20 protein-coding genes are annotated in these 26,021 nt (G+C 55.1%); 11 read left to right on the top strand and 9 right to left on the bottom strand.

Translation table 11 applies throughout. The features are described from left to right. Positions 1-12 precede the first annotated feature (12 nt). The 4 genes from ACR3ZL_RS15560 to carB form a co-directional block, all read right to left on the bottom strand. A complete protein-coding gene (locus tag ACR3ZL_RS15560) occupies positions 13-2,844 on the bottom strand; it encodes a DUF1549 and DUF1553 domain-containing protein (protein WP_486172751.1) in 2,832 nt (943 codons plus the stop codon). Between the two features lie 700 nt (positions 2,845-3,544). Next, positions 3,545-4,315, bottom strand: coding sequence for a gamma-glutamyl-gamma-aminobutyrate hydrolase family protein (locus ACR3ZL_RS15555; protein ID WP_473652206.1), 771 nt, complete (start codon positions 4,313-4,315; stop codon positions 3,545-3,547). 327 nt (positions 4,316-4,642) lie between these two features. Next, positions 4,643-4,798 (bottom strand): hypothetical protein, encoded by a 156-nt coding sequence (locus tag ACR3ZL_RS15550; RefSeq protein WP_473652207.1) that lies wholly within the window; start codon positions 4,796-4,798, stop codon positions 4,643-4,645. A gap of 892 nt (positions 4,799-5,690) precedes the next feature. After that, positions 5,691-8,945, bottom strand: a complete 3,255-nt coding sequence (carB, locus tag ACR3ZL_RS15545; protein ID WP_473652208.1) for a carbamoyl-phosphate synthase large subunit — start codon at positions 8,943-8,945, stop codon at positions 5,691-5,693. Positions 8,946-9,619: 674 nt separating this feature from the next. Here carB and ACR3ZL_RS15540 point away from each other — a divergent pair. Next, positions 9,620-9,916 (top strand): hypothetical protein, encoded by a 297-nt coding sequence (locus tag ACR3ZL_RS15540; protein ID WP_473652209.1) that lies wholly within the window; start codon positions 9,620-9,622, stop codon positions 9,914-9,916. 126 nt (positions 9,917-10,042) lie between these two features. Continuing rightward, on the top strand, positions 10,043-10,828 hold the full coding sequence (locus tag ACR3ZL_RS15535) for a response regulator transcription factor (RefSeq protein ID WP_473652210.1): 786 nt from the start codon (positions 10,043-10,045) through the stop codon (positions 10,826-10,828). 173 nt (positions 10,829-11,001) lie between these two features. Here ACR3ZL_RS15535 and ACR3ZL_RS15530 read toward each other — a convergent pair whose 3' ends face one another. The 4 genes from ACR3ZL_RS15530 to ACR3ZL_RS15515 all read right to left on the bottom strand — a co-directional run bounded on the left by ACR3ZL_RS15530 (position 11,002) and on the right by ACR3ZL_RS15515 (position 14,002). Next, positions 11,002-11,232 (bottom strand): hypothetical protein, encoded by a 231-nt coding sequence (locus tag ACR3ZL_RS15530; RefSeq protein ID WP_473652211.1) that lies wholly within the window; start codon positions 11,230-11,232, stop codon positions 11,002-11,004. 27 nt (positions 11,233-11,259) lie between these two features. Continuing rightward, positions 11,260-12,069 carry a pyrroline-5-carboxylate reductase gene (gene proC / locus ACR3ZL_RS15525; protein WP_486172750.1) on the bottom strand — a complete coding sequence of 270 codons (810 nt, stop codon included), beginning with the start codon at positions 12,067-12,069 and terminating at the stop codon, positions 11,260-11,262. Then, the gene (locus ACR3ZL_RS15520; protein ID WP_473652213.1) at positions 12,069-13,571 is read right to left on the bottom strand and encodes a serine/threonine-protein kinase; all 1,503 of its coding nucleotides are present in this window, start codon (positions 13,569-13,571) and stop codon (positions 12,069-12,071) included. Before ACR3ZL_RS15520 ends, proC begins: the two co-directional genes overlap by 1 nt. 110 nt (positions 13,572-13,681) lie before the next feature. Beyond that, positions 13,682-14,002 carry a hypothetical protein gene (locus ACR3ZL_RS15515; protein WP_473652214.1) on the bottom strand — a complete coding sequence of 107 codons (321 nt, stop codon included), beginning with the start codon at positions 14,000-14,002 and terminating at the stop codon, positions 13,682-13,684. Between the two features lie 20 nt (positions 14,003-14,022). On the opposite strand from ACR3ZL_RS15515, the gene ACR3ZL_RS15510 reads away from it, so the two are divergent. The 9 genes from ACR3ZL_RS15510 to ACR3ZL_RS15470 all read left to right on the top strand — a co-directional run bounded on the left by ACR3ZL_RS15510 (position 14,023) and on the right by ACR3ZL_RS15470 (position 25,125). After that, positions 14,023-15,660 carry an SMI1/KNR4 family protein gene (locus tag ACR3ZL_RS15510; RefSeq protein WP_486172749.1) on the top strand — a complete coding sequence of 546 codons (1,638 nt, stop codon included), beginning with the start codon at positions 14,023-14,025 and terminating at the stop codon, positions 15,658-15,660. Between the two features lie 157 nt (positions 15,661-15,817). Next, positions 15,818-16,594, top strand: coding sequence for an adenylyl-sulfate kinase (gene cysC / locus ACR3ZL_RS15505; RefSeq protein WP_473652216.1), 777 nt, complete (start codon positions 15,818-15,820; stop codon positions 16,592-16,594). A gap of 374 nt (positions 16,595-16,968) precedes the next feature. Beyond that, positions 16,969-17,238: a 30S ribosomal protein S15 gene (gene rpsO / locus ACR3ZL_RS15500; RefSeq protein ID WP_283433137.1), complete on the top strand. Its 270-nt coding sequence runs from the start codon at positions 16,969-16,971 to the stop codon at positions 17,236-17,238. Between the two features lie 407 nt (positions 17,239-17,645). Next, positions 17,646-19,916 carry a polyribonucleotide nucleotidyltransferase gene (locus tag ACR3ZL_RS15495; protein WP_473652217.1) on the top strand — a complete coding sequence of 757 codons (2,271 nt, stop codon included), beginning with the start codon at positions 17,646-17,648 and terminating at the stop codon, positions 19,914-19,916. A 138-nt stretch (positions 19,917-20,054) separates the two neighbouring features. Next, the gene (locus ACR3ZL_RS15490; RefSeq protein WP_473652218.1) at positions 20,055-21,038 is read left to right on the top strand and encodes a rhomboid family intramembrane serine protease; all 984 of its coding nucleotides are present in this window, start codon (positions 20,055-20,057) and stop codon (positions 21,036-21,038) included. Between the two features lie 9 nt (positions 21,039-21,047). After that, the gene (locus tag ACR3ZL_RS15485; RefSeq protein WP_473652219.1) at positions 21,048-22,082 is read left to right on the top strand and encodes a sugar phosphate isomerase/epimerase family protein; all 1,035 of its coding nucleotides are present in this window, start codon (positions 21,048-21,050) and stop codon (positions 22,080-22,082) included. Further along, positions 22,079-23,344 (top strand): precorrin-6y C5,15-methyltransferase (decarboxylating) subunit CbiE, encoded by a 1,266-nt coding sequence (cbiE, locus tag ACR3ZL_RS15480; protein ID WP_473652220.1) that lies wholly within the window; start codon positions 22,079-22,081, stop codon positions 23,342-23,344. Before ACR3ZL_RS15485 ends, cbiE begins: the two co-directional genes overlap by 4 nt. Beyond that, positions 23,341-24,696: a redoxin domain-containing protein gene (locus ACR3ZL_RS15475; RefSeq protein ID WP_473652221.1), complete on the top strand. Its 1,356-nt coding sequence runs from the start codon at positions 23,341-23,343 to the stop codon at positions 24,694-24,696. Before cbiE ends, ACR3ZL_RS15475 begins: the two co-directional genes overlap by 4 nt. A gap of 33 nt (positions 24,697-24,729) precedes the next feature. Continuing rightward, positions 24,730-25,125 (top strand): nucleotide pyrophosphohydrolase, encoded by a 396-nt coding sequence (locus tag ACR3ZL_RS15470; protein WP_486172748.1) that lies wholly within the window; start codon positions 24,730-24,732, stop codon positions 25,123-25,125. 36 nt (positions 25,126-25,161) lie between these two features. On the opposite strand, the gene ACR3ZL_RS15465 is transcribed toward ACR3ZL_RS15470, so the two are convergent. Beyond that, the gene (locus ACR3ZL_RS15465) at positions 25,162-25,968 is read right to left on the bottom strand and encodes a hypothetical protein (RefSeq protein ID WP_473652223.1); all 807 of its coding nucleotides are present in this window, start codon (positions 25,966-25,968) and stop codon (positions 25,162-25,164) included. Between the last annotated feature and the right edge of the window lie 53 nt (positions 25,969-26,021).

Here is a 26,021-nt window from a genome sequence, read left to right as displayed (position 1 = left end):
GCGGTGTCTGCGTTAGTGCGTGATAATGAACTCTTTCGTGTTTACGAGGGCCCACATCAGCGAACCCAGACCATTGGCGGTGGACTCGGATTCCTGGACGAACGTCACCGCCGTTTCCTTTTCATCTGGAAGCGGGAATCGCGACAACGTACGCAAGTAGGCGTCGTCTACAATCGTTTCCAGTGACGCGGATTGCGTTTCGCGGCGTTGCTTGATCGCCGTCAACTCCCAGGCATCAGGATCACGAAGAAGTTGTTGCAATGTCGGCGTTTTGAAGCCGTAAGTTGTGAAGCGTTGCCGAACGCCTGAGTAAGCCTGTTTCAGCTTCTTGATACCGTTTTCTCGCTTCGATTCAGGCATGTTCTGGAGCCGCTTAACGCGAGCGATCAACTGTTTGCGAACGCCATCGGCCTTGCGAGTGATCTGGTCTTGGTTCGGGCTGGCCTTGGCTTGCGGTCCGCCTTCACCAAGTTGCTCGCATGCTTGGGTAACCCAACCTTGTTTCGAATCAAGTTGCCTATAAACGTCCAGATCGTTGCGAAGGTAAATCGATTGCAACAAGCTAGGCGAGTCACTGCGATCACAGTCGCAATTGTTTTCTCGTTCCGATTGGCCGAACACTTGCAACGCAAAGTCTCGATTATTGCGGTTTTGCGTAACACTGGCGGCAATCGCCATTTGCTGCATTTCGTTCCGCATGCGCTGTTCTGTTTTAGTGGACTGAGTGGCCAGGACAACGGCGTCGCGAATGACTTCGGCGGGCAGACGGCGAGGTACGTGCCGGCTGAAATTCTTGCGGTCTTGTTGATTCGTTGCGTTCGTATCGGTACTGCGTTGATATGCATCGCTGGTCACGATCGTCCGATGCAACCAATGCAGGTCAAAGTCATGATTGATGAATTCGGCAGACAGATAGTCCAACAAGGCCGCGTTGCTCGGCGGATTGGCCAGGTTCATGTCGTCGGTCGGGTTGATGATGCCAAGACCGAAGTAGTTCGCCCAAACGCGGTTAACGATCGCTTTGGCAAAGTAGGGGTTTTCTGGTGCACGAAGCCAATCCATCAACTGGCTACGTGGATCCGAAGACAGCGAAATCGGTTCGGCATCACCGAGTAAGTGCCCAACGGGGCCGACGTTCTGTTGGCCGTTCTTCCTGTTCTTACGATTGCGGTTTCCGTTACGCGATGCGTACACCAATTCACCGAAAGGAACGACTTTGCCGTCCTTGGCGGCTTTGTAGACCGTCCGGCGAAGATCGCCGCCATTGACCTTTTTCAAGTCCACGTCTTTGCCGACGATGCTGGTCAGTAGCTGATCTCTTGCTTCGCGGTTTTGAGGCGACACCGTGTTGCCGCGAGCTTGGATGTTGGTGAACAACTTCGAGAACTTTTCAAAGTCGTCTTTGGACCATTGATCGAAGGGGTGCTTGTGGCACTGGGCACATTCGATTCGTACGCCCAGGAAAGCGTAAGCAATCCCGATCGCTCGCTCTTCCGGTTTTTGGAAGTTTCGTCTCGCCCAATACAACGGCATGCTGTCGCGAGCGGCGAATAGATCTTCGTTCCCCTTTTGGCACGCCTTCGACATCGCGGCACAGAATTCTTCATAGGATTCGCCTTCTTGGAAGCTGTTGGCATCGACCATTCCTTCGACGATTTCATCGTAAGGAACGTTGTCGTCCAAACGAATTCGCAGCCATTCGTACCACAACTTACTAGCAGCACCTTGAACAGGCAGCGTGTTATTGAGTTGTTGGTCGCTGTTGCCGGTCCAATCAGCCATCCGCGTCGCCCACCAAGCTGCATAGCCGGGAGCTTCCAACAGCTCTTCAACTAAACGCGATCGTTTGTCGGGTGATGTATCCGCCAAAAATATCTTGACGTCCTCTGCCGCTGGAAGCGTTCCGGTCATGTCAAAGGAGACACGCCGAATGAAATCCGCATCAGTGCAAATCGGCGAGGGGACGATACCCAGCTTCTTATGCTTAACTGCAATTAGGCGATCGATCGGGTGATTGGAAGCAGGAACGTTCGCAATCGCTTCTCGAACAGTATCCGCATCCACATCGACCGGACGCGTGATCGCAACAGGGACAACGGCTCGGTCATAGGAAACGACCACGTGAGTATCGCCAGGCAATCCACTTTTCACCAAACCATCTTCGTCGATCGCCGCTACGGCATCGTCGTTGGTAGAGAACCGGCATAGCGCAGTAACGTCTTCGACGGTTCCATCTTCCCAGTAGGCAACTGCTTTAAGCTGAACTTCTTGGTCGGCCTTGCGGAACTGCAATTCACTTGGCGTGATTTTCAGTTGCTTTAGAACCAACGCATCGCCGCTGGACTTCGCGCCGGACTCGATCCATCGTTGGAGAGTGTGGTAGTGCCAACTATTACGTTCGAAGCGTTTGCCACCTTCGTGCATTTCTTCGTCGATGGGCTTCGCCAAAATTAAACTTTCGGCAACGTCATCAACATCGACCCGGCCTGCGTTTTCTGCCAGTAGAGCGTCGTGGTCGGCTTTGAAGTCATAGCCAAACAATGACAACTGAAATCCGCCTCGACCTTGGAAAGATCCGTGGCACGACCGGCCGTTACAACCCAGTCGGCCCAACAGCGGCATCACGTGCTTTTGGAAATCAGGGACTTCGGTGGTTTCGGCGTCAGCGAAGCGCATCACAATTGATTGCGCGGGTTCATCGGAGACAGTGCGATGATTGGAATTTGAATTCGCAACCGGGTTGGCACCATGACCAACAGATGTGACCGCGAGCGAAACCGCTGCATAGCAAGTCAAAGCGGGCAAAACCAAGCGAAACAAAGAACGCAGGGATACAACTTGCATGAGCCACCTCGCCGATACTAAATGGATTAATAGCCTGCATCTAACCATAAAGGTTGGATGTGGGCATATAGTATAACGTTTGTGTTCGGCGTAAGTTTCGCCAAATCTGCTGAAACCACGACGGGTTCAAGAATTTTTCTGTGCCGGTTAGCTCAAGAACGGTAGCCAAGTTGCCTATCCAACGTTCTCTATCTCGGCGAAGCACGTGACAGAGTGGTCACTCGTGATTGATTGAACCGCGATCTATCTGACGTGATAGAAAATATGCAGACATTGCTTTGCTTCAAACCGCTCAATTTGAAGCACTGGCGAGTGCGCATGAAAAAACCGGGCTGCCCCGCGGGGAAGGCAGCCCGGCTTGTGGTCGGCCGTGACTCATCTAGCCTACTGATTATCTTTGCAATTCACTTCGCATCCGGGCGCCCTATGTGCTGAAATCCATTTCAGCGGGAACCGGTCGATGAATCCGAGCGATGCCGCCTTGGACAGACTCCCTTAGAAGGTCGTCTATCTGTAACGCATCCGTGCAATCAAGAACCGATCCTTCAGTTCCGTGCGGCCTGCTCGATCATCCACAGTCATCCGTCAACTGACCGATTCAAGTGGTTGCATCAATGTCAGTAAGTTTTCTCTCCGTAGCGTGATTCAAAAAGTAGCGTGATTTGAAACGTGTCGTTTCAAAAACACTCCGTTCGCCAAACTAGGCGACCAGATGAAATTCGCTGGATTCCGGATCGACTGATTGCCCGGTGTGAGCTTTGACCGCATCAACGAATTCTTCGAAGATGCGAATGTCGAGAGCCGATGCGGCTTCCGACTCAGGGTGGAATTGAGTGCCCATTGCGAACCAATCGATCATTTCACTTTCGATTGCCTCGATGACTCCATCGGGACAGCGAGCGGTCACACGGAAGCCAGGTGCGACTTCGTCGATCGCCATGTGGTGACGGCTGGTGACGCGAATTTCGCCATCGCCATACACTCGCCCGATCAGCGAGTCGCTTTCAACGTCAAGCGTGTGACGATGGTTGGTGTCTTGGGCGTCGTAGTGAGGCACTGCCGATGGCAGGTCTTCTTTGATGTGCAAGAACAGATTTCCGCCCTGTTGGACGTTAATCAATTGCATGCCTGTGCCGATTCCGAAGACCGGCATACGCCGTTCAGCGATTTCGGCCATCAGCATACGGTCACTGGTTTCGCGACCAGCGTCTAAGGGACGCACACTGGGATGCAACATGAAACCATCGTTACGAGGGTCCAAGTCAGCACCACCGATGAACAAGAAACCGTCACAAGCGTCTAGGACGCGATGAGCGGACTCTTCGTCGACTTGCGGGGGAACCAGGATTGGAACTCCACCGGCATTAATGATCGATTGATAGTACCCCTGCGCGATATAAGCGAAGGCGGGGGTAGTGCGAGCGGCGGCTCGGAAATCAGCATTCAAGCCAATAAGGGGCTTGCACGTCATCTGAAGGTCCTCTTCGATTCGGGCAAAAGTTTAAGCCCAAGGCGATATGTACCTGGTTCTAACCAACGCAAAATGAATACGCTGCTTCGAACTTCGGTCCAAGCAGATCGGATTGATGAATCAAGAGAAGATGAACAGGACCGATCCGGATAGGAAATTTGGTCTTGAACCTAACTCACTTCATTTCGATCACCCAAGTGACAAAACTTTCGTCCTGCCCACACGCCTCTTCATAAGGCGTGGTGATCCAATCTGACCCGATTTTTTCTCGCTGTGGGTGTGAGTCTGGTTGCGTGGCGACACTCGTCACGTTCGACGGGCGGAAGATTAGTCGCGGTCAAAAGACGATTCCAGCAAGAACGACATCTTGCGGGTTTCGGCAACAGAATCACCACCCGTAGTGCTAGCAAACGCGTTTTTTGCTAGCAAAGTGGCGTCGGTTGGTGTTAAGAATGGAGCGTTTCCAGGTTCTGATTTCGACAAGTTTCCAGTGCCAGTGCTTTGTCAATGAAACCTGGGTGCCTTAGGGGTTCAAGGTCCGCGAAAATGCCCCCCCGGTCGGTCAGCTCAATAGTTTTCGTACGGCAATTTTCAGTCGGTGGACTGCCTGAATCATCCACGCTGTCGAATCATCGACTCCAGAGCCAACAGCGTCGCTCAGGAGCGAGGCATTCCAAAATTACTGGTGTCGTGAGGCAAGTTAGCCCCGCAACGACTAGGCGGTCTTCTGTCACACTGGTTGCTTGCACGCATTCGCAAAAATGTGAAGTCTTACGCTCTATGAGACTTCGCTTCAGTTGATTCAGGCGTACTTTGGCTTAGAGCAAAAGGCGGGCAAACAGGTTCGCCGTCGAGCCGCTAATTTGTAGAAATGGCTTAGAGCGTTTTAGAGAAGGATGTAGGCGGTGTCGCCAAACTACGGTGCTCTGAATTCTGTCGAATCCAGCTACAAAGACCAATCACGTAACGCCCCAAAAGTAGGCCGGATGAAGGAGGCTTTGCGACGCCCATCCGGCAGGCGCATGATTGCCGGAACGTCGCTGCGCTTGGTCCGGCCTACGAACCACAAGCTGAATTCTGGCGACCCCAGCTACCGGGATCGGGCACGTCAAATCTCAAAATGCTCTGGCCTGTGTGTGGTGCCCCAGCGAGGGCTGTGGCCCAGAGAATGTGCCAACCCAGAGAATCGGCACTGAGCATGCTAAGCCCAAGGTCTTGGTGTTGGAACAAGATCACGGTCTTGGAAGCTGGGCGGTTGCAAGCAATGCCAGTTGCTTGCACGTAGTCGTCAGTGGCGGCCAAGTTAATGCTTGGCTCGGTAGGTCTGCCGATTTGAAACCGGCAGACCTTCATCAGTTGTCTCGATTCAGAATCGTTACTTGGCACTAGCCGCATAGCGATGTTGAAGCGACTCAACGTCCATCGGAGTCTCACGGACCGCCTGCATGGCTCGCACGGCGGCCTCGGCGGCTGCCAGGGTGGTGATGCATGGCACGCCGTGCTGCACACCCGCAGCACGAATCTTGCCTTCGTCCGTACGAGCACCCTTGCCCGATGGTGTGTTGAGGATCAACTGCACATCATCGTTCTTGAGATAGTCGATTAGGTTGGGATGTCCCTCGGCGATCTTCTTGACTCGAGTCACCGCGATACCTTCTTCGGCAAGACGGGCCGCCGTGCCTTCGGTGGCTAATAACTCAAACCCAAGATCGGTGAGCGAGCGGCCTAAGCCGACGACCTGATCCTTGTGCCGTGCCGAAAGCGAAACAAAGATCTTGCCGGTTTCGGGAAGCACGGTGCCGGCAGCAAGCTGGCTCTTCGCAAACGCGATCGAGAAGATCTCGCTGATCCCCATCACCTCGCCGGTACTTCGCATCTCGGGGCCGAGCACAATGTCGACGCCGGCGAACTTGCGGAACGGGAACACGCTTTCTTTGATCGAAACGTGGCGAGGAATTGGTTCCGACGTGATGCCGAGTTCTTTCAACGTCATTCCGGCCATCACCTTGGTTGCGAGTCCGGCAACGGGAACGCCGGTTGCTTTAGCAACAAACGGAACCGTACGACTGGCTCGCGGATTGACTTCCAAGATGTAGACCAGCGGTCCACCGGGCTCGACCTTGACGGCGAACTGGATGTTCATCAAACCGACCACGTTCAAGCGTGCGGCCAGCTTCTGGGTCGCGTCGCGAATTTCCGCCAGTACCGGTTGCGGCAGGCTGAACGATGGGATGCAACAAGCCGAGTCACCGGAGTGCACGCCGGCTTCTTCGATGTGTTCCATGACTCCCATGACGACACAATCCGTGCCGTCAGAAATCGCGTCGACGTCCACTTCGGTAGCGTCTTCAAGGAACCGGTCGATCAAGACGGGTTGGCCATCGGCAACGATGAAAGCTTCGGCTACGTAACGATCGAACTGAGTCCGGTCGTAACAAATCTCCATCGCTCGACCGCCCAGAACGAAGCTGGGGCGAACCAACGCTGGGTAGCCGATACGTTTGGCTTCGGCGCGGGCTTCTTCCATGTTGCGAGCGATTCCCGAAGGTGGTTGTCGCAAGCCGAGTTCGTTGATCAAGTTCTGGAACAACTCACGATCTTCGGCGGCGTCGATCGTGTCGACACTGGTACCGATGATCGGAACGCCAGCTTGTTCTAAGCCGCGTGCCAAGTTGAGCGGAGTCTGACCACCGAACTGGACGATGATCCCGTCCGGCTGGATCGCATCGCAAATATTCAGCACGTCTTCGATCGTCAGTGGCTCGAAGAAGAGCAAGTCCGAGGTGTCGTAATCGGTCGACACAGTTTCGGGGTTCGAGTTAACCATCACGCTTTCGATGCCCATTTCCTGCAACGCGAATGACGCGTGACAGCAACAGTAATCGAACTCGATGCCTTGGCCGATTCGGTTGGGACCGCCGCCCAAGATCATGATGCGTTTCTTGTCGCTCTTGGCGGGGACTTCCGATTCCGATTCATAGGTGCTGTAGAAGTACGGCGTGAACGCTTCGAACTCGGCCGCACACGTGTCAACACTCTTGAAGACCGGGGCAATGCCAAGCGACTTGCGATGAGCACGCACCTTCAGTTCGGTGGTCGACGTCATCGTGGCAAGTTGGCGATCGGAGAAACCACGACGCTTGATGTCCAGCATCATCTCGGCGGGAATGTCGGCGAGCTTCCCAATTTCCCGGATCTCGTTTTCGATTTCGATCAGGTGCATCAGGTGTTCCAAGAACCAGACGTCGATGTGCGTCAGGTCGTGGATTTCCTTGACTGTCATGCCGCCTTTCATCGCGTAACGAATGTAGAACACTCGCTCGCTGCCTGGGATGCTTAGCTTGGCACGGATCTCGTCGCGGTCAGGTTGTTCTTCGGTGCCCCATTTGTCCTTCGGGTCGCTGCCGAAACCGAACGCTCCCACTTCCAAACCACGCATGGCCTTTTGGAAAGACTCTTGGAACGTACGACCGATCGCCATCGTTTCACCCACACTCTTCATCTGGGTGGTCAACGTCGCGTCGGCTTCAGGAAATTTCTCGAACGCGAATCGAGGCATCTTGGTGACGACGTAATCGATCGTCGGCTCGAAGCAGGCCTTGGTCTTTTGAGTGATGTCGTTGGGGAGTTCCCACAAGCGATAGCCGACGGCGAGTTTCGCGGCGATCTTGGCGATTGGGAAACCAGTCGCCTTACTTGCCAATGCACTTGAGCGACTAACCCGCGGATTCATTTCGATCACGATCATTCGGCCCGTGCCGGGTTCAATCGCGAATTGAATGTTACTGCCGCCGGTCTCGACGCCAATTTCACGGATGACGGCCATCGAGGCGTCACGCATCCGCTGGTATTCTTTGTCTGTCAACGTTTGAGCGGGAGCAACCGTGATCGAGTCGCCGGTGTGCACACCCATGGGGTCGAAGTTTTCGATGCTGCAGATGATCACGACGTTGTCGTCGCGATCTCGCATCACTTCCATCTCGTATTCTTTCCAGCCGATGATCGATTCCTCGATCAGGACTTCGTTGACCGGCGATTGGTCCAGCCCGTTTTGCACCAGGGCGTCAAAGTCGTCTTTGTTGTACGCGATCGCACTGCCGGATCCGCCCATCGTGAACGAAGGACGCACGACGGCGGGCAGGCCCACTTTGCCGAGCGCTTTGCGAGCCTCTTCCAGGGTCGAGATCGTGTAGCCTTCGCAAACGTCCAGCCCGATCTTTTCCATCGCCTCTTTGAACTGGTCACGTTCTTCCGCTTTGGCGATCACGGCAGCGTTGGCGGCAATCATCTCGACGCCGTACTTCTCTAGAACGCCGTACTTATCCAAATCCATGGCCACGTTCAGCCCGGTTTGGCCGCCCAAGGTAGGCAACAGGGCGTCAGGGCGTTCCTTGGCGATCACCTTTTCGACCATTTGCCACGTCAGGGGCTCGATATAGGTCGAGTCCGCGGTGGCCGGGTCAGTCATGATGGTCGCAGGATTGCTGTTGACCAAAACGACTTCGTAGCCTTCTTCACGCAGGGCTTTACAGGCTTGGGTTCCGGAATAGTCGAATTCGCAAGCTTGCCCGATCACGATTGGACCACTGCCAATCAAGAGAATCTTTTTGATGTCGTCGCGGCGCGGCACGAGTGTTTTCCAAGAGCGAGAGAGGGAGTCACGTTAAAATTTTGCGAAGGATAACAGGTTTCTGGCTCGGCGCAGAGGACGGCAACAGTGGCAATTCCCAACAACCTTTTTCGAGGGGCGGTTACAACACTCCATCCCGTTTTGAGGACTACTTCGACACGTGGTAGTCAAAGGAGAGGTTGGTCTCGCAGGGGGGATTGATTTGAGCGTTGGTGGTTTGCTTGCAAATGTAAAAGGACAAGTTGCGTTGCATGCGGAAGCGTTACTGTATTTACGAATGCAGTGACGCAGTCTGCATCGCGATTGCAAAGCGTTTCTAACAACGTGTCTTGCGAAGCGAAGGCCTTGTTCGAGCGTGTTACCAAGTGACCAGTTCAACATTCTCCCCATCCTGGGGACCGCGCACCCGGCTAAGACGCCGTTGTTACCGAGTCAAAGTGAGATCACCGACCGCAACTTTTGAGTCTCTTGCGTGCGGGGGTCGCCGCAGCCCATGTGGGTGGGTAGACTTAACCAAGACCTCATGTAGTCTTGTCGCCAAGTTAAGACTCTGTGAATTCGTTAACCTGCGTAGAGACGCGTGTTTAGCGAGATTAGGCGGTTCAGCAGATCTATTGGCGGGGCAAGAATTTGACAGCAGTGGTACCGATGGAGGGGTTATCAGCCCGATCGACATGATGCGTAAATTTGGATTTCAAGTCGTCCTATCCGGGTTGACTCAAGCGAGTGAAGGCTTGGCTCACACTTTGTACGACGCCGGCTGTACAGACACATCGGTCAGCTCTTGTCGCGGCGTGGTCGCCGTTCGCTTTTCGAGAGAGGCGGACGCATTGGACCTGGCCATTTTGGACGCGTGCGAACAAGTACGGTCCGCAGGCTATCAGGTTTTGCGGGTTGAGCTGGATTGGCCGCAAGTGGAAGCCATTTCGGAAGACTGCACTTTGACCAGCAGCGATTCGCACTGGCGATAACTTCATCAAAGCTTCATGGGTTTCTGGGCCCCTGTGGCGCTGCGAAGACGGCAGTGATCGACCAAGATAGAGGCGCGTTCGGGACGCGACCCAGGTCGCTCCTTTCCTGCCTCCCAAAAGATTCGCATGTCGAAAACGAAAGTTCTGGTTGTCGAAGATTACCTTCCTTTGGTGGAAACGCTGGAGTATCAACTCAAGCGAGCTGGCTATGAGGTTTACCGTGCCACCGATGGCCGGGAAGCACTCAAACAAGCCAAGCTGATTCTTCCCGATCTGATTGTCTTGGACGTGGACCTGCCCATTCTTAGCGGTGTCGAAGTCTGCAAACAGCTCCGAGCCAACACCGCGACACGTGATTGTTTGATCATGATGTTGTCAGCTCTAGGCGAGGAATCAGACCAAGTCGTCGGCTTCGCGATGGGGGCGGATGACTATGTCGTCAAGCCGGTCGAGAGCTACAAGGTTCTACTTCAAAAAGTCAAAGCGTTATTGCGACGACGCGAACCGACCGTTGACGATAGCGATTCAGTTAGCCACTTAGGCGTGAAGGTGGATCGTCGCCGGTTTGTTGTCACGATCGAGGATGAGCCGCTGAAGTTGACCAAAAGCGAGTTCCGATTGCTGGAAACGCTGATTCGGCAACCGGGCCGAGCGTTTGACCGAAACGAACTGGTCGAGGCGGCACTGGGCGAAGACACATTGGTGCTGGAACGAACGATCGACGTTCACGTTCGGGCATTGCGTAAGAAGATGAATCGCGCTGCCGATTTGATCGAAACCGTGCGTGGCGTGGGCTATCGATTCCGAGAGTCCGTCGGCGAAGTTTCTTCAGACGTCGAAACCGATGACGCAAACTCGGACGTCACAGCCGATCGGCAAGAGTCCAATAGCCAGGAAGCCGACGCCGTCTAAGTAACGACCCGAGCTATCACGTGCGTTTGATTTGGCGAGTTTAGCTAAGCTCGCGAAGATGCCGCATCGCACGGATTCTTGCGGACTGAACCGGTCACCTCGGACGATCCGCAGTAAGATCCGCGGCAAGGTAGCGTCTTTAAAAAGACGCCCATAGGCCTAGAAAAACCGGTTTAGAATTCGCCTTCGTCGCTGGGGTCGCCGCACCACTGGTTCAGGGCATCGATCACGCGATCCCGATCGGGCAGACTGGTCCACAGCGAATCATCGCAATCCAGGCGGACTTCGTAGTAGCCTTCCCGCAAGCAATCGTCCTCGCCACAAAAGTGCGGCAGGTCCGAAACCCAGACGATCCGGTATAGCGGGACGTGTTTGTCGTCGATCTTGATCAGTGGTTCGTGCATGCGTGGTTTTGACGATTAATCAGCAGATTATTGGAGTTCGCGGCTTCGGCTTGCCGACGCGGATACCGCGGACATCATGGCCGCCCTGACTGCATTCTGTTCGAGTGTCTTCACCGCGGCAATGGTTGTTCCGCCAGGGCTGCAAACATTGTCCTTCAGTTGACCGGGATGCAAGCCGGTTTCTCGAACCATTTTGGCGGCACCGAGGACCGTTTGAGCCGCTAAGTCCAATGCCGTCTTTCGCGGCAGACCTTCAGCGACTCCGCCATCGGCAAGCGCCTCGATTAGGACGAAAACGTAGGCCGGCCCCGAGCCGCTCAAACCGGTGACCGCGTCCATTTGAGGTTCGGTGACTTCGGCGACGTAACCGACGCTTTCCAGCATCAGCTTGACATTTGCAATGTCTTCGGGCTGCACATCGGTGCCTACGCAGAACCCAGACGCTCCCTCGCCTACCAAGCTTGGCGTGTTAGGCATGACGCGAACGACGCGTTGATGACCGACACCGGCACACAGTTTTTCCAGCGGAACGCCGGCGGCGATGGAAATCACGAGTTTGTTGTCAAAGTCGCAATCCGGATTGGACGTGACCGAACTGATGATGTGCGGCTTGACCGCCAAGACAACAATCTCGGCGTCCGCGATCGCTTTGCCTGTGTTTTCAACCGGCTCGGTAGAGCAATCGGGGTACTTTTCGGACCACCACGATCGACCTTCCGCCGAAGGTTGCACGATCGTCAGATCGGCTGGCATCATCGCCTGGCTTTGAATCATGCCCCCAATCAGGGCGCGAGCCATTTGGCCGCCACCGATCGAGGTCAATTTGGGCAATGGCATCAAAAGAGTCCAGCGGAACGGGGTTCGGTATCGGCGAGTAGCTTAATGAGCGCCATTCGCAACTGTTTGATGCTCAAGGGTAGCGGCAAGAGGACTCGATTGGAACCGCGTTTGGCGCGGCTGATGATGTGCTTTTGTTGAGGGTCGGCCAGCAAGATGGCAGGGATATTGGCGGTGGTTTCGTTTTCAGCAAACGCGTTGTAAGCCAATAATGCTTCGTTACCCAACTCGGCGGCGCCAAACATCACGCAGTCAGCCGGTTTGTCGACTGCATCGGTGAACCGAGCCATGGCGCGTTCGGGGTTTGCGATGATCAGAACCCGATAGCCCTGTGCCTTCAGTTTTTCGCGAATGATGTTCTGCATGTCGGCCTTCGATTCAACGAACATGACCACATACCCGCGGCCCTCGTTCGTGATGATCTCCTCGCCGGCCTTATTCACGTTGGACTTCGGCTGCTCCGGAGCGTTAGCCCGACCGTCGGCCATGCGTTTGAGTTCGACGATGACGCCTTTGACTGCTTGAGCAAGCAAATCAGCGGACTGGATTCGCAGTTGAGGATTGAACTCCAACGCGTTCATCAGAACTTGGTTGACGATACCCGGCAAGTCCGGCACGAACTCGAAAATAGGCGGGATGTCTTGAAACCGAGTGACGTTCATCCGTTGCAAACGGTCTTTCGTTTCCGAAAGGGCAGGCCGTCCGGCGAGCATGTGATAGAGCATGTTGCCGGCGAAGAAAACGTCGCTGCGAGGGTCGTCTTTTCGCACGCCGGTGCCGCGTTCCAAAGTCGCATAGTCAACTGCCCGAGCATTGGGGCAATCGGCGATTTGTTCAGGGTTGGAGCGGTCGGCGAGCGATGCCAATCCGAAGTCCACCAATTTCGCGACGCCGTCCGACGTGATCAAGGTGTTGGACAGTTTCAAGTCACGGTGAGCGATGCCCAAGTTGGCCGCGAAGGCGAGCCCGGATGCAATTTCACCGATCAGTTTCAATGCCAGCGGATAGGGCAGCTTCCCACGGATCCGCACCAGATCACGCAGCGTTTGTCCTTCGATGAACTCCATCGCCAAGAATGGATTGTGCCGGTCCGCGACCAGTTCGTGAATCCGCACGATGTTGGGATGTTTCAGCTTCAATCCCATCTTGCCTTCGCGAAGGAACTGCTCGAGTTCCTTGGGATCGTCGCGAAATCGTTTTCGCAGGACCTTGAGAGCAAAAACTTCGCCGTCTTTCTCAGCTCGATAAACCCGAGCGAACGTTCCCGCACCGATCAGGTACAGAACCTTGTATTCGCCATAGAAGTAACCGTGACGGTCGCCCCGAATGATCTTTTCCGTTTGCAGAGTGGTAACCAGGCCACGACGCTGCAGTTCGGTAACCATGTCCTGCAGTTCAACTTCGCCCACGCCGACCTCGCTAATGGCGCGTTCGACTTCCCATCGGTCGGCACAGCCTGTCGAAACGGCTCGCGAGGCAAATTCTTCCGCAGAGATGGACATATTGGTGGTTCGCGGTCGATCGAGATCGCAAATGAATTGAAAAGAAAAAGGTGAACGCTCACGAAGGAAGCCACATATCGTGACAGGATAACAGAGCGATTCGAACCAGTTTAGTCGCTTTCGGGCCGCTTTCTTATGGTGTACACGTTGGTGGTTGGGATCAGCACGAAAATGCGGAGCATCCGCGTTGCCAGAACGCGATTGGAATTCAGTTGGTCACATTGGCCGCCGACGGACAGCCTAGGTCGGCCCAAGACAATTCGGCTCAATGAACCACCTCGGACCACCTCCCAATTCTCGGCGAGACCGCTGTTTTGGCCCGATTCGCGGGTCGGCAGACGGCATCCGCGATAATTACCGGCCAGTGCTTCTCTTGCGTTCAGGTAAGTTGGGTCGGTAGGCTGGAGATTCAACGCGGGGCCAGAATTCATTGGGGCCAGAATTCGTTTCGATGGCAATCCGCAATATGACTCTTGGACCTTTGCTCGTGAACGCCGCCGATTCGACTTCAAACGACGCCGAATCTGCACCAGATTCCAGCGCGCCGCTGGAACGGAAATCCGAGCCGGAAGCGACGCACGGAGGCAACCAATCCTGGTCGCAATTGATTTCGCAGCGGTTTTCACTGACTTTCAGCCCCGACCTGGTTGCGTGGTGGGACGATGAGGTTTGGCGGCACCAGGGCCCCGGCGAGTATCGTCACCCTGCGACGCCGAAAGTCCTGCTAGGCGATGCACCTGATCCCGTTTGGCCGCCGCTGATGCCGCCGAACTTTTTGCCGCTGGTCGGCAACGGGGCTGGCGATTGGTTGTGTTTACGACTGCTGGATCCTGAAATTGCTCGTTCGACGGGGCAAACCACCGACATTTGCCACTGGTATCACGGCGGCGGTGACTGGGTGCCTTGGGGCAACACGCTGGCTGAGGCATTGCTGTTCGATTGGGCTTTGCCACGATTGCCTCAATCCAGCCGCCGTCACGCTGATCCCGCCGAGACTTCTTCGTTGCAGAACGAGGCCGGTGTCGATGCGATCCAGCAGCACGACCACCCGTGGGTGCAGTGGGCAACAAAACATCTCTCTCCGAATAATCGTCAAAACGAATCTAACGAGTCGTCCGACGTTGCGAAGGCGAATTCAAATCCCAACGGCGACGGCGGTTCGCTACTAGAAAAGCTCGGTCAGCTTTCCGGTCGCGAGCTAGGAGAGCGATTGATCGAGCGGCGGGTTTGCGAAATCCCAGCCCGTTGCCAGCTATTGCTGGAGGGGCTGCACCATGAGTTGGTTGAATTGCTGACTCCGGCGATCGCCAACAAGTTAGGACTGACGTGGAACGAATTGATGCGATGGTGCTTCGATCTCGGAACCATGCCGCGCGACATCGCCAGCCAAATTGAATCAGAACTCGGCCTTTCGGAATCCTCGACCCAGCCAAGCCAACAGGATTGGGCAAGCGTAGAGAAGCACGCGGCGGCGATCTCGGCTCAGGCTCGCGATTTGTCGTGGGGCCATGACATCTTGGGCTACTGCCAGCAGCGAAGCGGTCGAAACGCAGAAGCCGCCGAAGCGTTTGCCAAGGCGATTCGCTGCAGTGTCTTCACCGATCAAAGTGTTCGACTGCGTACGCATTGGGCCACGTCTTCCGACGGCGTTGCCAAGGTTTCGGCTCGGTTCATCAGTGATAACAACGTCGGCGAACTACCGTGCGAAGGTGGTTCGGATGGCTTAAATTCATCGGCCAGTTCGTCCAATTCGGATTCCGCCGATCAACTTGGCTGTGTTCCATCGGCCGTCGAACTGTCTTTGCTGGTCGAGTCGCTCAGTAGCAGTCCGGCGGCGGGCCCCGATTCGGTTCGCCAGTCCTATGCCAAGATGCTGGTCGAGCGTTCCAAGCAATTCCACGAAACCGCACCTGCGACCGCGGCCCGCTTGCTCTATTCGGCCGGATGGGACTTGGGCGCTGAACCGCTACGCTGCTTCGGTGATCTTTTGGATCGATACATTGCCGCTTGTCATGATGCCGGCTGGGAATCGCACCAGAAACTCGCTGCGGTTCACCGACAAGGGCTGCAAACCCGCTATCGGCTTTGATGTTTCAGCCAGACGGATAGGCACCCCAAGCTGGCTCCATGTGGATACCCTATTTAGTGCTGGTAAACTCTCAAGTACTCGTTAGTACTCAGACGCCTCAACAAGACATGCGTATCCATCAAGACAACTGTCCCACACCACGACAACTGATTTCCGAATGAGCACCAAGTCTTCTGCCCCCAAGTCCACTGGCAACGACGCTTCTCCTGATTCGAACGCCATCCAAAGTGATGCGTCCAAAGATAGTGATGCGTCCAAGGATGACGTGTCCCAGAATATTGTCTGGCACGAAGACACCGTCAGTCGTGAGCGTCGGGAATCTAATTTGAAACAACGAGGCTGCGTGGTCTGGTTCACCGGTCTGAGCGGTTGTGGCAAGAGCACGATCGCCAACGAACTCGATCGCATGCTGATCGAACTTGGTGCCGCTTCGACTTTGCTCGACGGTGACAACGTCCGCCACGGATTGTGTGCACCACCGAGCGTTTTAGCGGCCGAACACAGTGAAGAATTTTCCGAACGGTTTGGACTGGGGTTCTCGGCCGTTGACCGGGAAGAAAATATCCGCCGAATCGGCGCGGTCACCGGCCTAATGGCCGCGGCTGGCTTGGTCACTTTGGCCGCGTTCGTCAGCCCGTACCGTCGCGACCGGGATCGCGTTCGCAAGGTGGTAGAGGAATCGGGGAAACCGGGAGATTTCTTGGAGGTATTCGTCGACACGCCGCTGGAAGTTTGCCAACAACGCGATCCCAAAGGACTGTACAAAAAAGCAATCGCTGGCGAAATCAAGAACTTCACTGGGATTAGCGATCCTTATGAAGCCCCGACCGATGCCGAGATTCATCTGCGGTACCAAGCCGGGATGACACCGGCGGAACAAGCTGGCGAGATCTTAAAGCAGTTGCAAGAACGGAAAATCCTGCAAAGTCGCTAGGCTCGATGTCCGATGAATTGCGGTACCGCAAGCTGCGTAGACGAGAAATCGCGTGGGCAACAAGTCGCGTAAGGCAGGTATTCGGTAGCTCGCGAAGTTTGTCCAAAAGGCAGACTCTCAATCGCGACTTGGAAAGGATGGCTGATCCCCCCATCGCTAGACGGGATGGCTTGATCGCTTCATTCGATTCGATTTTCTTCTCTCAACGTGCCGTTTCGGTGCATTGGCGGGTTGCTTCGGAGCGATAAAGCGGTACTCTGACACGAAATAGCAGCCGACAAAACGCCTATTTGACGTTGCGTTGACCGGAGGTGACTGTACACTTCCTGGCTTAAAACTCATCAAAATCATGCTCTGAAGGACAAACTTTTCGGATGACGATCTCGAAAGAACGCAAGAACGAAGTGGTCGCCGAGTACGGCTCGACCCAAACCGACACCGGATCACCCGAAGTTCAGATCGCGATTCTGACCGAGCGGATCAACGGATTGACCGAACACATGCGAACCCACCGCAAAGATTACGCTTCACGCCGTGGTCTTTTGGGTCTCGTTTCACGTCGTCGTCGATTGCTTGATTACGTCCGCGGTCAAGACCCGCAACGATACCTGGATATCATCGGTAAGCTTGGTATCCGTAAGTAGTTACATGGTGGGCGGTCGGCGTGGCCGCGGTCACCTAGCCGATCATCCATTTGGATATTTTCTCTCGGGACGACAATCTTGTCGTCCCCATGGATGGAAAAACGGCGAGTGCAATCACTCAACCTTCTAAACGTCGCGGTGTTTCTCGAACCGCGACAACCCGATACGAATGGGACGCTCACGCGTTCAGCTTGGTCCGTATGGAATGCTGAAGCTAGCTCCTCTTTGTGTCGTTCTCCCTTGACCACGGCCAGAATCAATCTTGCAGGATTTCTGTGCAGCACCGTTGGACGAATTGATCCATTGCTCGCATTGATGCAGGTCTGTCGTGTTCGAGTTCGGGATTGTTGGCGGAATCGTCCGCCTTTTGTTGTTTGTAGGAATAGTAAAGAAAAATTGAGGTAATTGTGAGCGTTCACAAAATTCGCGTCGAGCGAAAAATCGGCGATCAAGTCATGTCCATCGAGACTGGCCACATCGCAAAGCAAGCTGCCGGCAGTGTGTTGGTGCAGTATGGCGAAACAGTGGTATTGGTCGCTGCGGCTTCGGGAACTCCCCGTCCGGGTATCGACTTCTTCCCTTTGATGTGCGACTACCGCGAGCGATTGGCCGCTGCGGGTAAGTTCCCAGGCGGCTTCTTGAAGCGAGAAGGCCGTCCAAGCACGAAAGAAATTCTGACCGCACGTTTGATGGACCGTCCCATCCGACCACTTTGGCCTAAGGGCTACAAAGACGAAGTGCAAGTGCAAGCGTTCGTCATGGCCAGCGACATGCAAAATGACGGCGACGTCCTTGCCATGATCGGTGCCGGTGCCGCTCTTCACATCAGCCCACTTCCATTCATTGGCCCAATCGCCAGTGTGCGTGTGGGTAAGGTTGACGGCAAGCTTGTTGCCTTCCCAACTTACGATCAACTCGAAGAGTCCGAACTGGACATGATCGTCAGCGGTGACCATGACACCGTCGCCATGATCGAGGGCTTCGCGAATGAAATGCCCGAAGACGAAATGATGGAAGCGATTCAGTTCGCTCACAAGATCATCAAGGAAGTCATCGAGCTTCAAAAGGAACTCTTCGACAAGGTTCAACCTTCCAAGGTTGCCTACGAAGCACCTGCAGACGACGGCCTGTTCGATCGTCTGAACGATGCTTATTACAACGACTTCCGTGCCGCACAACAAACGTCCGGCAAGCAAGATCGCAACGAAGCCGTTTCGGCTCTTCGTGACCGTGCGATGGGCGAAGTCATTCCTGACCCGAAGGCGGAAGGCGCGATCTGCGTTAACCGTTTCAAGACTGTCTGGCACGACTTGGAAGAAAAGGTTGTTCGCGACCTGATCAGCGCCGGTACTCGTCCCGATGGACGTGATCGCAATTCGCTGCGAGCGATCCACTGCGAAACCGACGTTCTTCCTCGCGTTCACGGCTCGGCCGTTTTCCAACGTGGCGAAACCCAAGCTCTGATCACGATCGCTTTGGGAACCAGCCGCGACGAACAACGCGTTGATGGTTTGCAAGACGAGTTCAGCAAGAAGTTCATGCTGGATTACAACTTCCCATCGTTCTCCGTTGGCGAATGCCGTCCAATCCGTGGCCCAGGCCGTCGTGAAATCGGTCACGGTGCTTTGGCTGAACGCAGCGTCGCTCCTGTTCTTCCACCCGCCGACGCGTTCCCGTACACGATCCGCGTGATCAGTGACATCACTGAATCGAACGGCTCGTCATCGATGGCTTCGGTTTGCGGTGCAACCCTCGCTCTGATGGCTTCCGGTGTACCGATTAGCAACCCAGTTGCTGGTATCTCGGTCGGTCTGGTTCAGAACTCCGAAGACGATTGGCACCTGCTGACTGACATCCTCGGAACCGAAGATCACTTCGGCGACATGGACTTCAAGATCGCTGGTACCCAAAACGGGATCACCGGTATTCAACTTGACTTGAAGATCACCGGTGTCAGCAACGAAATCATTCGTGCGACTTTGAAGCAGTCACGCGAAGCTCGTATCGAAATCTTGAAGAAGATGTTGACTGCGATTCCACGCCCACGTCGTGAAATCTCGCCAACCGCTCCTCGCTTGCTTCGTACCAAGATCGCTCCCGACAAGATCGGTGCTCTGATCGGTCCTGGCGGTAAGAACATCCGTGGTATCCAAGAATCCACTGGTGCTGTCATCGAAGTTGATGATGACGGAACCGTCTTGGTTGCAAGTAGCAACAAGGAATCCGCTCAAGAAGCGATGAAGCAAGTCGAAGCTTGCACAGCGACTGTCCAGATCGGCAAGATCTACGACGGTATCGTTAGCAGCATCAAAGAATTTGGTGCCTTCGTCGAAATCCTTCCTGGCCGTGACGGACTTGTTCACATCAGTGAAATGAGTGGCGGTTACATCGCTAGCTTGGACCGCGTGGTCGCCGTCGGCGACGAGATGAAAGTTCTCGTGATCGATGTCGACGAGCACGATCGCGTCAAGTTGAGCCGTCGTCGTGCTCTGGAAGAACTCGGCGTTGAGGACCCCTTGGCTGCCGAACTGGAAGCTGAAGGTGGCGGCGAACGCAGTAGCAGCGATGGTGATGGTGACGGCGAAGATCGCCCACGTCGTCGTCGTGGCGGTCGCGGACGCGGCGGCCCTCGCAGTGGCGGTGGCGGCGGAGACCGTGGTGGTCGCTCACGCGACTGATCCCGTTTTCGTTTAACGAAAGAATGCACCGCCGGTTCGGATCCGTTTTTCCGAACCGGCGGTTTTCATATCATCACGCAAGCCTAGAATCGATAGTTGCTTCTCTTCCCAATCCAGCCAGCCCACTAGAGATATACGATGGGTCTTTATGACCGCGACTACGGTCGCCCGGAACGGACAGCGTGGGATCGAATCGAGAACCCACGCAGCATGTTAATAACGTTAATCGTTATCAACGTTGCCGTCTTCGTTGCGCAACTGCTGTTCACCTATACGGTGACGCAACCACTTTCGCCCGAAGTGGAATCGATGCAGATGACGGATATGGAACGCAACGAAAGGTTGGGGGCCAATTCCGAACAACGTAGTTATCTGAACGACTACTTAGCCGTTCGTGGGACGTCGCTGATCCGTCCCTGGTTCTGGTACCAAACGCTGACCTACGGCTTCCTGCATAACATCGACAACATTCTGCACCTGGGCTTTAACATGTTCATGTTGTACGTGTTCGGTCGACCGGTAGAGCAACGGTTTGGTGGCCAAGAGTTCCTGAAGGCCTATTTGGCGGCGATCATTTTCGGCGGCATTGTCGCAATGGTTTTCCCCTGGCTCTATTACTTGGTTGCCGGCGATGCGAGCATGCTTGGCGGGATCACATTGGGTGCCAGTGGAGCGGTCACGGCGGTAATAATCATGTTCGCGTGTTTGTACCCCAACCAAGAAATCCTGCTGATGTTCGTCCTGCCCGTCAAAGCGTGGGTGGTCGCCGTCGGGATCGTGATCATGAACTTGCTTGGTGCCGCTGGCATATCCGGTAGCACGACAGCCTACGAAGTTCACCTGGCCGGGGCCGCATTTGGGTACCTCTATATCAAACAGGGCTGGAACTTCGAACGTATCAATCTGGCTGCAATTGGAGACATTCCCGGAACGATTCGCACACGATCGAGGCGTGCGAAGCTAAAATTGCACGATCCAGAGAAGAAAATTCGCGAAGAAGCACAGGAAGCAGACCGGATTCTGGCTAAAATTCACGAGTCGGGGGAATCAAGCCTGACTTCGAAAGAACGAAAAACACTCGAACGCTACAGCCGTCGACAACGAGAAAACCGCGACAACTAGTTGCTCAATATGACAACCAACCCTATCAATCGCCGTCGTGCCATTCAGTCTGCGGCTTCCGCGACGCTCGGCACCGCCGCACTCGCAACTTGGCTCAATCAGCCGCTTCTGGCGCTGGCCGCTACCGACGCTCCAGCGACCGACAAAGATCAGCCGACTGGGCAGCCGACCGGGCAGCCGGCAACGCTTCCCTATCTGGATCGGATCGGGCTGCAACTCTACACGTTGCGGGACCAGATGAAAGCCAATCCACAGGAAACCTTGGCGGCGGTTGCGAAGGCTGGCTATTTCCAAGTCGAGCTGATGAACATCGACGAGGACGCCATACAGCTCGCCGCGCAAGCTCGCGATCTTGGCCTTTCCGTCCACAGTGGTTTCTTGGACTTCAACGCGATCACGCAACCGGATAAGAAGGACCTCGTTCCGTTACCACGCATTCTTGAGATCGCTGAGCGGATCGGCTTGCGTCACGTCGTGTTCGGTTACATCGCCAAAGACCAACGTGACACCGCTGACAAATGCAAAGCGATCGCCGATCGTGCTAACGCCGCAGCTGACAAGACTCGCGCCGCCGGCATGCGGATGTGTTACCACAATCACTCTTTCGAATTCCAACCGTTCGCCGAGTCCGCTGGCGACAAAGCGAAACCGGAGGGTGAGAAGCCGGAAGCCAAGGCGAAGCCAAAGACCGGTTTCGACATTTTCGTCGAACGTTTCGATCCCCAAAACATGGAGTTCGAACTGGATGTCTTCTGGGCCAAGATTGGTGGTCATGATCCAGTTGCGATGATGCGTCGCCTTGCGGGACGAATCAGCCAACTGCACCTGAAAGATTTAAAAGCTGGCGTCCCGGTGATCACCGATGAAGGCCAAGTTCCCAAGGATGCGTTCCAGGAACTGGGTGACGGTGTTTTGGATATGCCGGCAATCATGCGACTGGCAAAAGAAATCGGTGTGGACCAGTGCCACGTCGAACAAGACCAATCGCCCGCACCGCTGGAAAGTATCGTGCAGAGCTATCAGTTCTTGCAGGCCAAAGCATGAGTGACGGGCAACGCAGCCACTCGAAAATCCAAATCGTCGGCATGGGCGACGATGGCTATGGTGGATTAACGGGGCTGGCCCGTGATCGCATCAAACAAGCCGGACGCCTACTGGGCAGCCAAACGCTTTTGAAACAGATTCCCGCCGGTGACTCCGAACGCATCGTCGTTTCACCCAGCCTGGATGATTTGCGGGAGGCGATTGAGTCGTTACCCGATGACGGTCGAGACAGCGTTCTGTTGGCCAGCGGTGATCCGCTGTTCTACGGGATCACTCGGTATTTGATCGAGTCGCTAGGCAAGGAACGTTTCGAGGTCGTGCCGCATGTCTCGACCATGCAGCTTGCGTTCGCTCGAGTTAAAGAGAGTTGGGATGACGCCTACCTAACGTCGTTGGCAACTGAGTCGCTCGACCGCGTCGTTGACAATGTTCGCACCGCCGAACGTGTGGGCTTATTCACAACCGATCAAGCATCGCCATCCGTGGTGGCATCGTCGCTGTTGGATCGACGGATCGACTATTTCACGGCCTACGTTTGCGAAAATTTAGGCACGCCCGCCGAAACAGTGACTCAGGCATCGCTGAAGGATATTGTGGGGAAGACATTCTCGCCGCTCAACGTAATGGTACTGGTCCGACGACACGGTGCCGCCGACCAACCCGCAGCGATCCGTCAGCGGCGTGTCTTCGGAAATCCCGACGAAGTGTATTTGCAATCGCGTCCCAAACGTGGGCTGATGACGCCCCAAGAAGTTCGTTGCATCGCGTTGGCGGAACTCGCCATTCAACCCAACTCAATCGTGTGGGATGTCGGTGCAGGCAGTGGTTCTCTTGCGATCGAGGCCGCAAACCTTGCCAGTGCGGGACAGGTGCATGCCATTGAAATGGATGCTGAAGACTACGCCCTGATGCTGCAGAATGCACAGCGAATGGGCGCAAAGTCGCTGATTCCAGTGCATGGCCAGGCACCCGCCGCTTTCGCTGATTTGCCTGATCCCGACGCTATTTTCGTGGGCGGTAGTGGCCGCTTCGTTCCCGACCTAACCGCAGCAGCGGCCAAGCGTTTGAAACCGCTCGGCCGCATCGTTGTTAACGTCAATAGCCTTGATAACCTGACCGCCGTGCAACAAGTCCTCGATGACCAGGGACTCGTGTGTGACGTGCGGATGATCAACATCGCTCGCGGGTGCTATCAATTGCAGCGGGTGCGGTTCGAATCTCTTAATCCGACCTTCTTAGTTTTTGCCCACCGAGACGGATGATTTTTCAAAACTCCCCTTCGATCAATCAGTGTCAAACCACTTCGCTAGCATTCGTCCGCCGACAGTGCCTGATCTGGATCGCTGCGGCAGTGGTCGCAATCGTTTCTCCAGTTGCGATTGGCCAAGACCGCAATGCTGGTCAGCCGAGCTTTGAGTTGACTGATGACGTTCGAGACGTCTTGGTGCCACTGTTTTCCAGCATCGCGAAAGCAGATATCTCACGAGCCAAAATCGAGTTGTCGGTCGAAACGGTTCTTCACGGTGAGATTGTCAGTACGGAACAATCGTCGTTTCAAGTCGCCTCGCGGTATCCAGACAGCTACACGGTCTACCACAAATCTGCCGATGAACGGCTGCGTCTCTTTGCCGATGGAAAACAATCCGTAGTGGCGATTTCACCGGAGGCTTACTATGAATTGCCTGAGGTGCTTGATTGCCAATCGATCGTCAACTCTTCCCCCGTCACGCTCGGGCCTTACCCCGAACCGATGCTGGCACTTTCCCTTGCCGGTGTCGACCCAGCGATGACATTCCTCAGCGGGATGGCCTCGCTCGAGGTGGTCGGGGACGTCAAGTTTCGCGGTCGCACCGATGCGATCCAGTTGCGTGGCCGACAAGATGACGGAGTCGTTTGGGATTTCTGGGTGACGGATGATGACCAGCGACGTCCATTACGATTGCTGATCAATCTGACGCCGATGTTGGTTGCGACCCAGAAGGTGCGTGTGCCTCGAGGCTACGAACTTTCTCTGCGTTACGATTTCGTGTCCTGGCGCGTCACCGGCGAAGTGGACGACAAACTGTTCAGGTTCCGCCCTGCCAAGGACGCGAAAAAGTACGCGTCGATGCAGGACTATATCGAGGATGCTGAAGCGAGATTGGGGCAACATCCTTTGCTAGGAAAGCCAGCTCCGGATTACGAACTGCAATTGCTAGACGGATCGAAGATCACCTCGGCCGATTTGAAAGGCAAGATCGTCGTTCTCGATTTCTGGGCAACTTGGTGCACACCTTGTCTTGAAGCCATGCCAGTTATTGCGAAGACGGTACAAGGCTATGCAGACAAAGACGTAGTGTTCCTTGCCGTTAACGTGGGCGAGCACGCCAAGCTTGTCGAAGGCTTTTCGAAAGAACAGGACTGGGGAGTCGACGTGACGGTGGATCCCGCCGGTGAACTGATCGAACAATTCAGTGCCAAGAAGATTCCTTTAACGTTGCTGATTGCGTCCACCGGAATCGTTGAGTCCGTGCATGTGGGTTACCCCGGCCCCGATGAGCTTGCAAAGCAATTCAAAGACGAACTGGATGTGCTTGTGCAGGGCGGACGTATCGCCAGCTCGGAAACAGAGTAATCCCACGTTTGTCGGCACGCACGAGTCACTCTTATGGAACCCGCAAGCATGCCTAGCCTGCCTCCCAACGATAACGATGCGGCACTGACCATCGCCGAAGCGCAGGCCACGGTGGATCAATGGATTCAAACCATCGGAGTTCGCTATTTCGACGAGATGACGAACCTTGCCCAACTCGTTGAGGAAGTGGGTGAAGTCGCTCGTATTCTCTCGCGAACTCGCGGTGAGCAGTCTTGCAAGAAGGGTGTCACCGAAGCTGCGTTGTCTGCCCAATTGCCTGACGAGCTTGCTGACGTCTTGTTCGTGGTGATCTGCTTAGCGAATCAGAGCGGCATTGATCTTACCGACGCGTTGCGACGCAACTTGGATAAGAAGACGAAGCGTGACGCAACGCGGCATCAGTCCAACGCGAAGCTAAAGCCATCGTAGATCGCGGCCACCCGAGTTGAGCGGAACGCAACGACTCTAAACGAGCTTGGCAACGGCCATGACGAAACTGGCCAACACGACGGTCCAGCCGCAAACGCTGCGGGACCAAACGCGGAACGGTTGGCGAGCACGCACCCAAGACGACCGGAAACACATCGCTGCGGTCTCTGTACCCGGCATGCTGGACGAGTCCATCGCTGCCCCTTGCTGTTCTGAATTGCTCATCTTCAGCGTGGCTGGGGGAAACACAAGACGCCAAAGTGTTCCGATGGCGATCACGGCCAAACTCATAGTCAGGGCAAACGTAAGCCAGGATCGCTGCATCACATAGGTTGCCTCTCTCAGCACCGAGATCGACTTGCCCAATTCGGCGTGGCGAGCCAACTGCAGTGCTTCCACTTTGGTGATCGCTTGCGAAAGTTGCTCTTCGCGTTGCTGCCAAAAGGCTTGCCAGCGAGTCGCGTTGGTCTTCTCCAGGCTAGTGCGATGGCTGACCGTTTGGATGATTGATGTAGGCGTTTCGGAGAGTTCCACTTCGCCAGTAACATTGGTGGCAAGAACTCGCGCGTTCGCCTTTGCGTAGAAACTCGCTGATTCAGCACGCCATCGCTGCAACCCCATTTCTCCGGAGTGATTCGGGCGAAGCCGTTCCATCACATGGGTGCGGACAACGCGTGGATCTTCCGTATCCAAGTCGACTCGAAACGAGGCAACACTTCCGTCTTGCTTTGTCAGCTTAGCCGTCCAGTTTTGTTGCACCGGCATCAGACACCAAACGATCGTGAAACACCCGATGCCCACCAAGCCGATATCGATCAGAAATGAACGGTCTGGTATCTTCACGGTTACCCAATCAGCAGAAGAGAATAATTTGAGCGATGGGAAGTCCGGCCGAA

The organism is Rhodopirellula sp. J20-39 (genome assembly GCF_057365095.1).
Note: the sequence above shows the minus strand (reverse complement) of the source record. Positions and strands in the feature narration are given on the sequence as shown.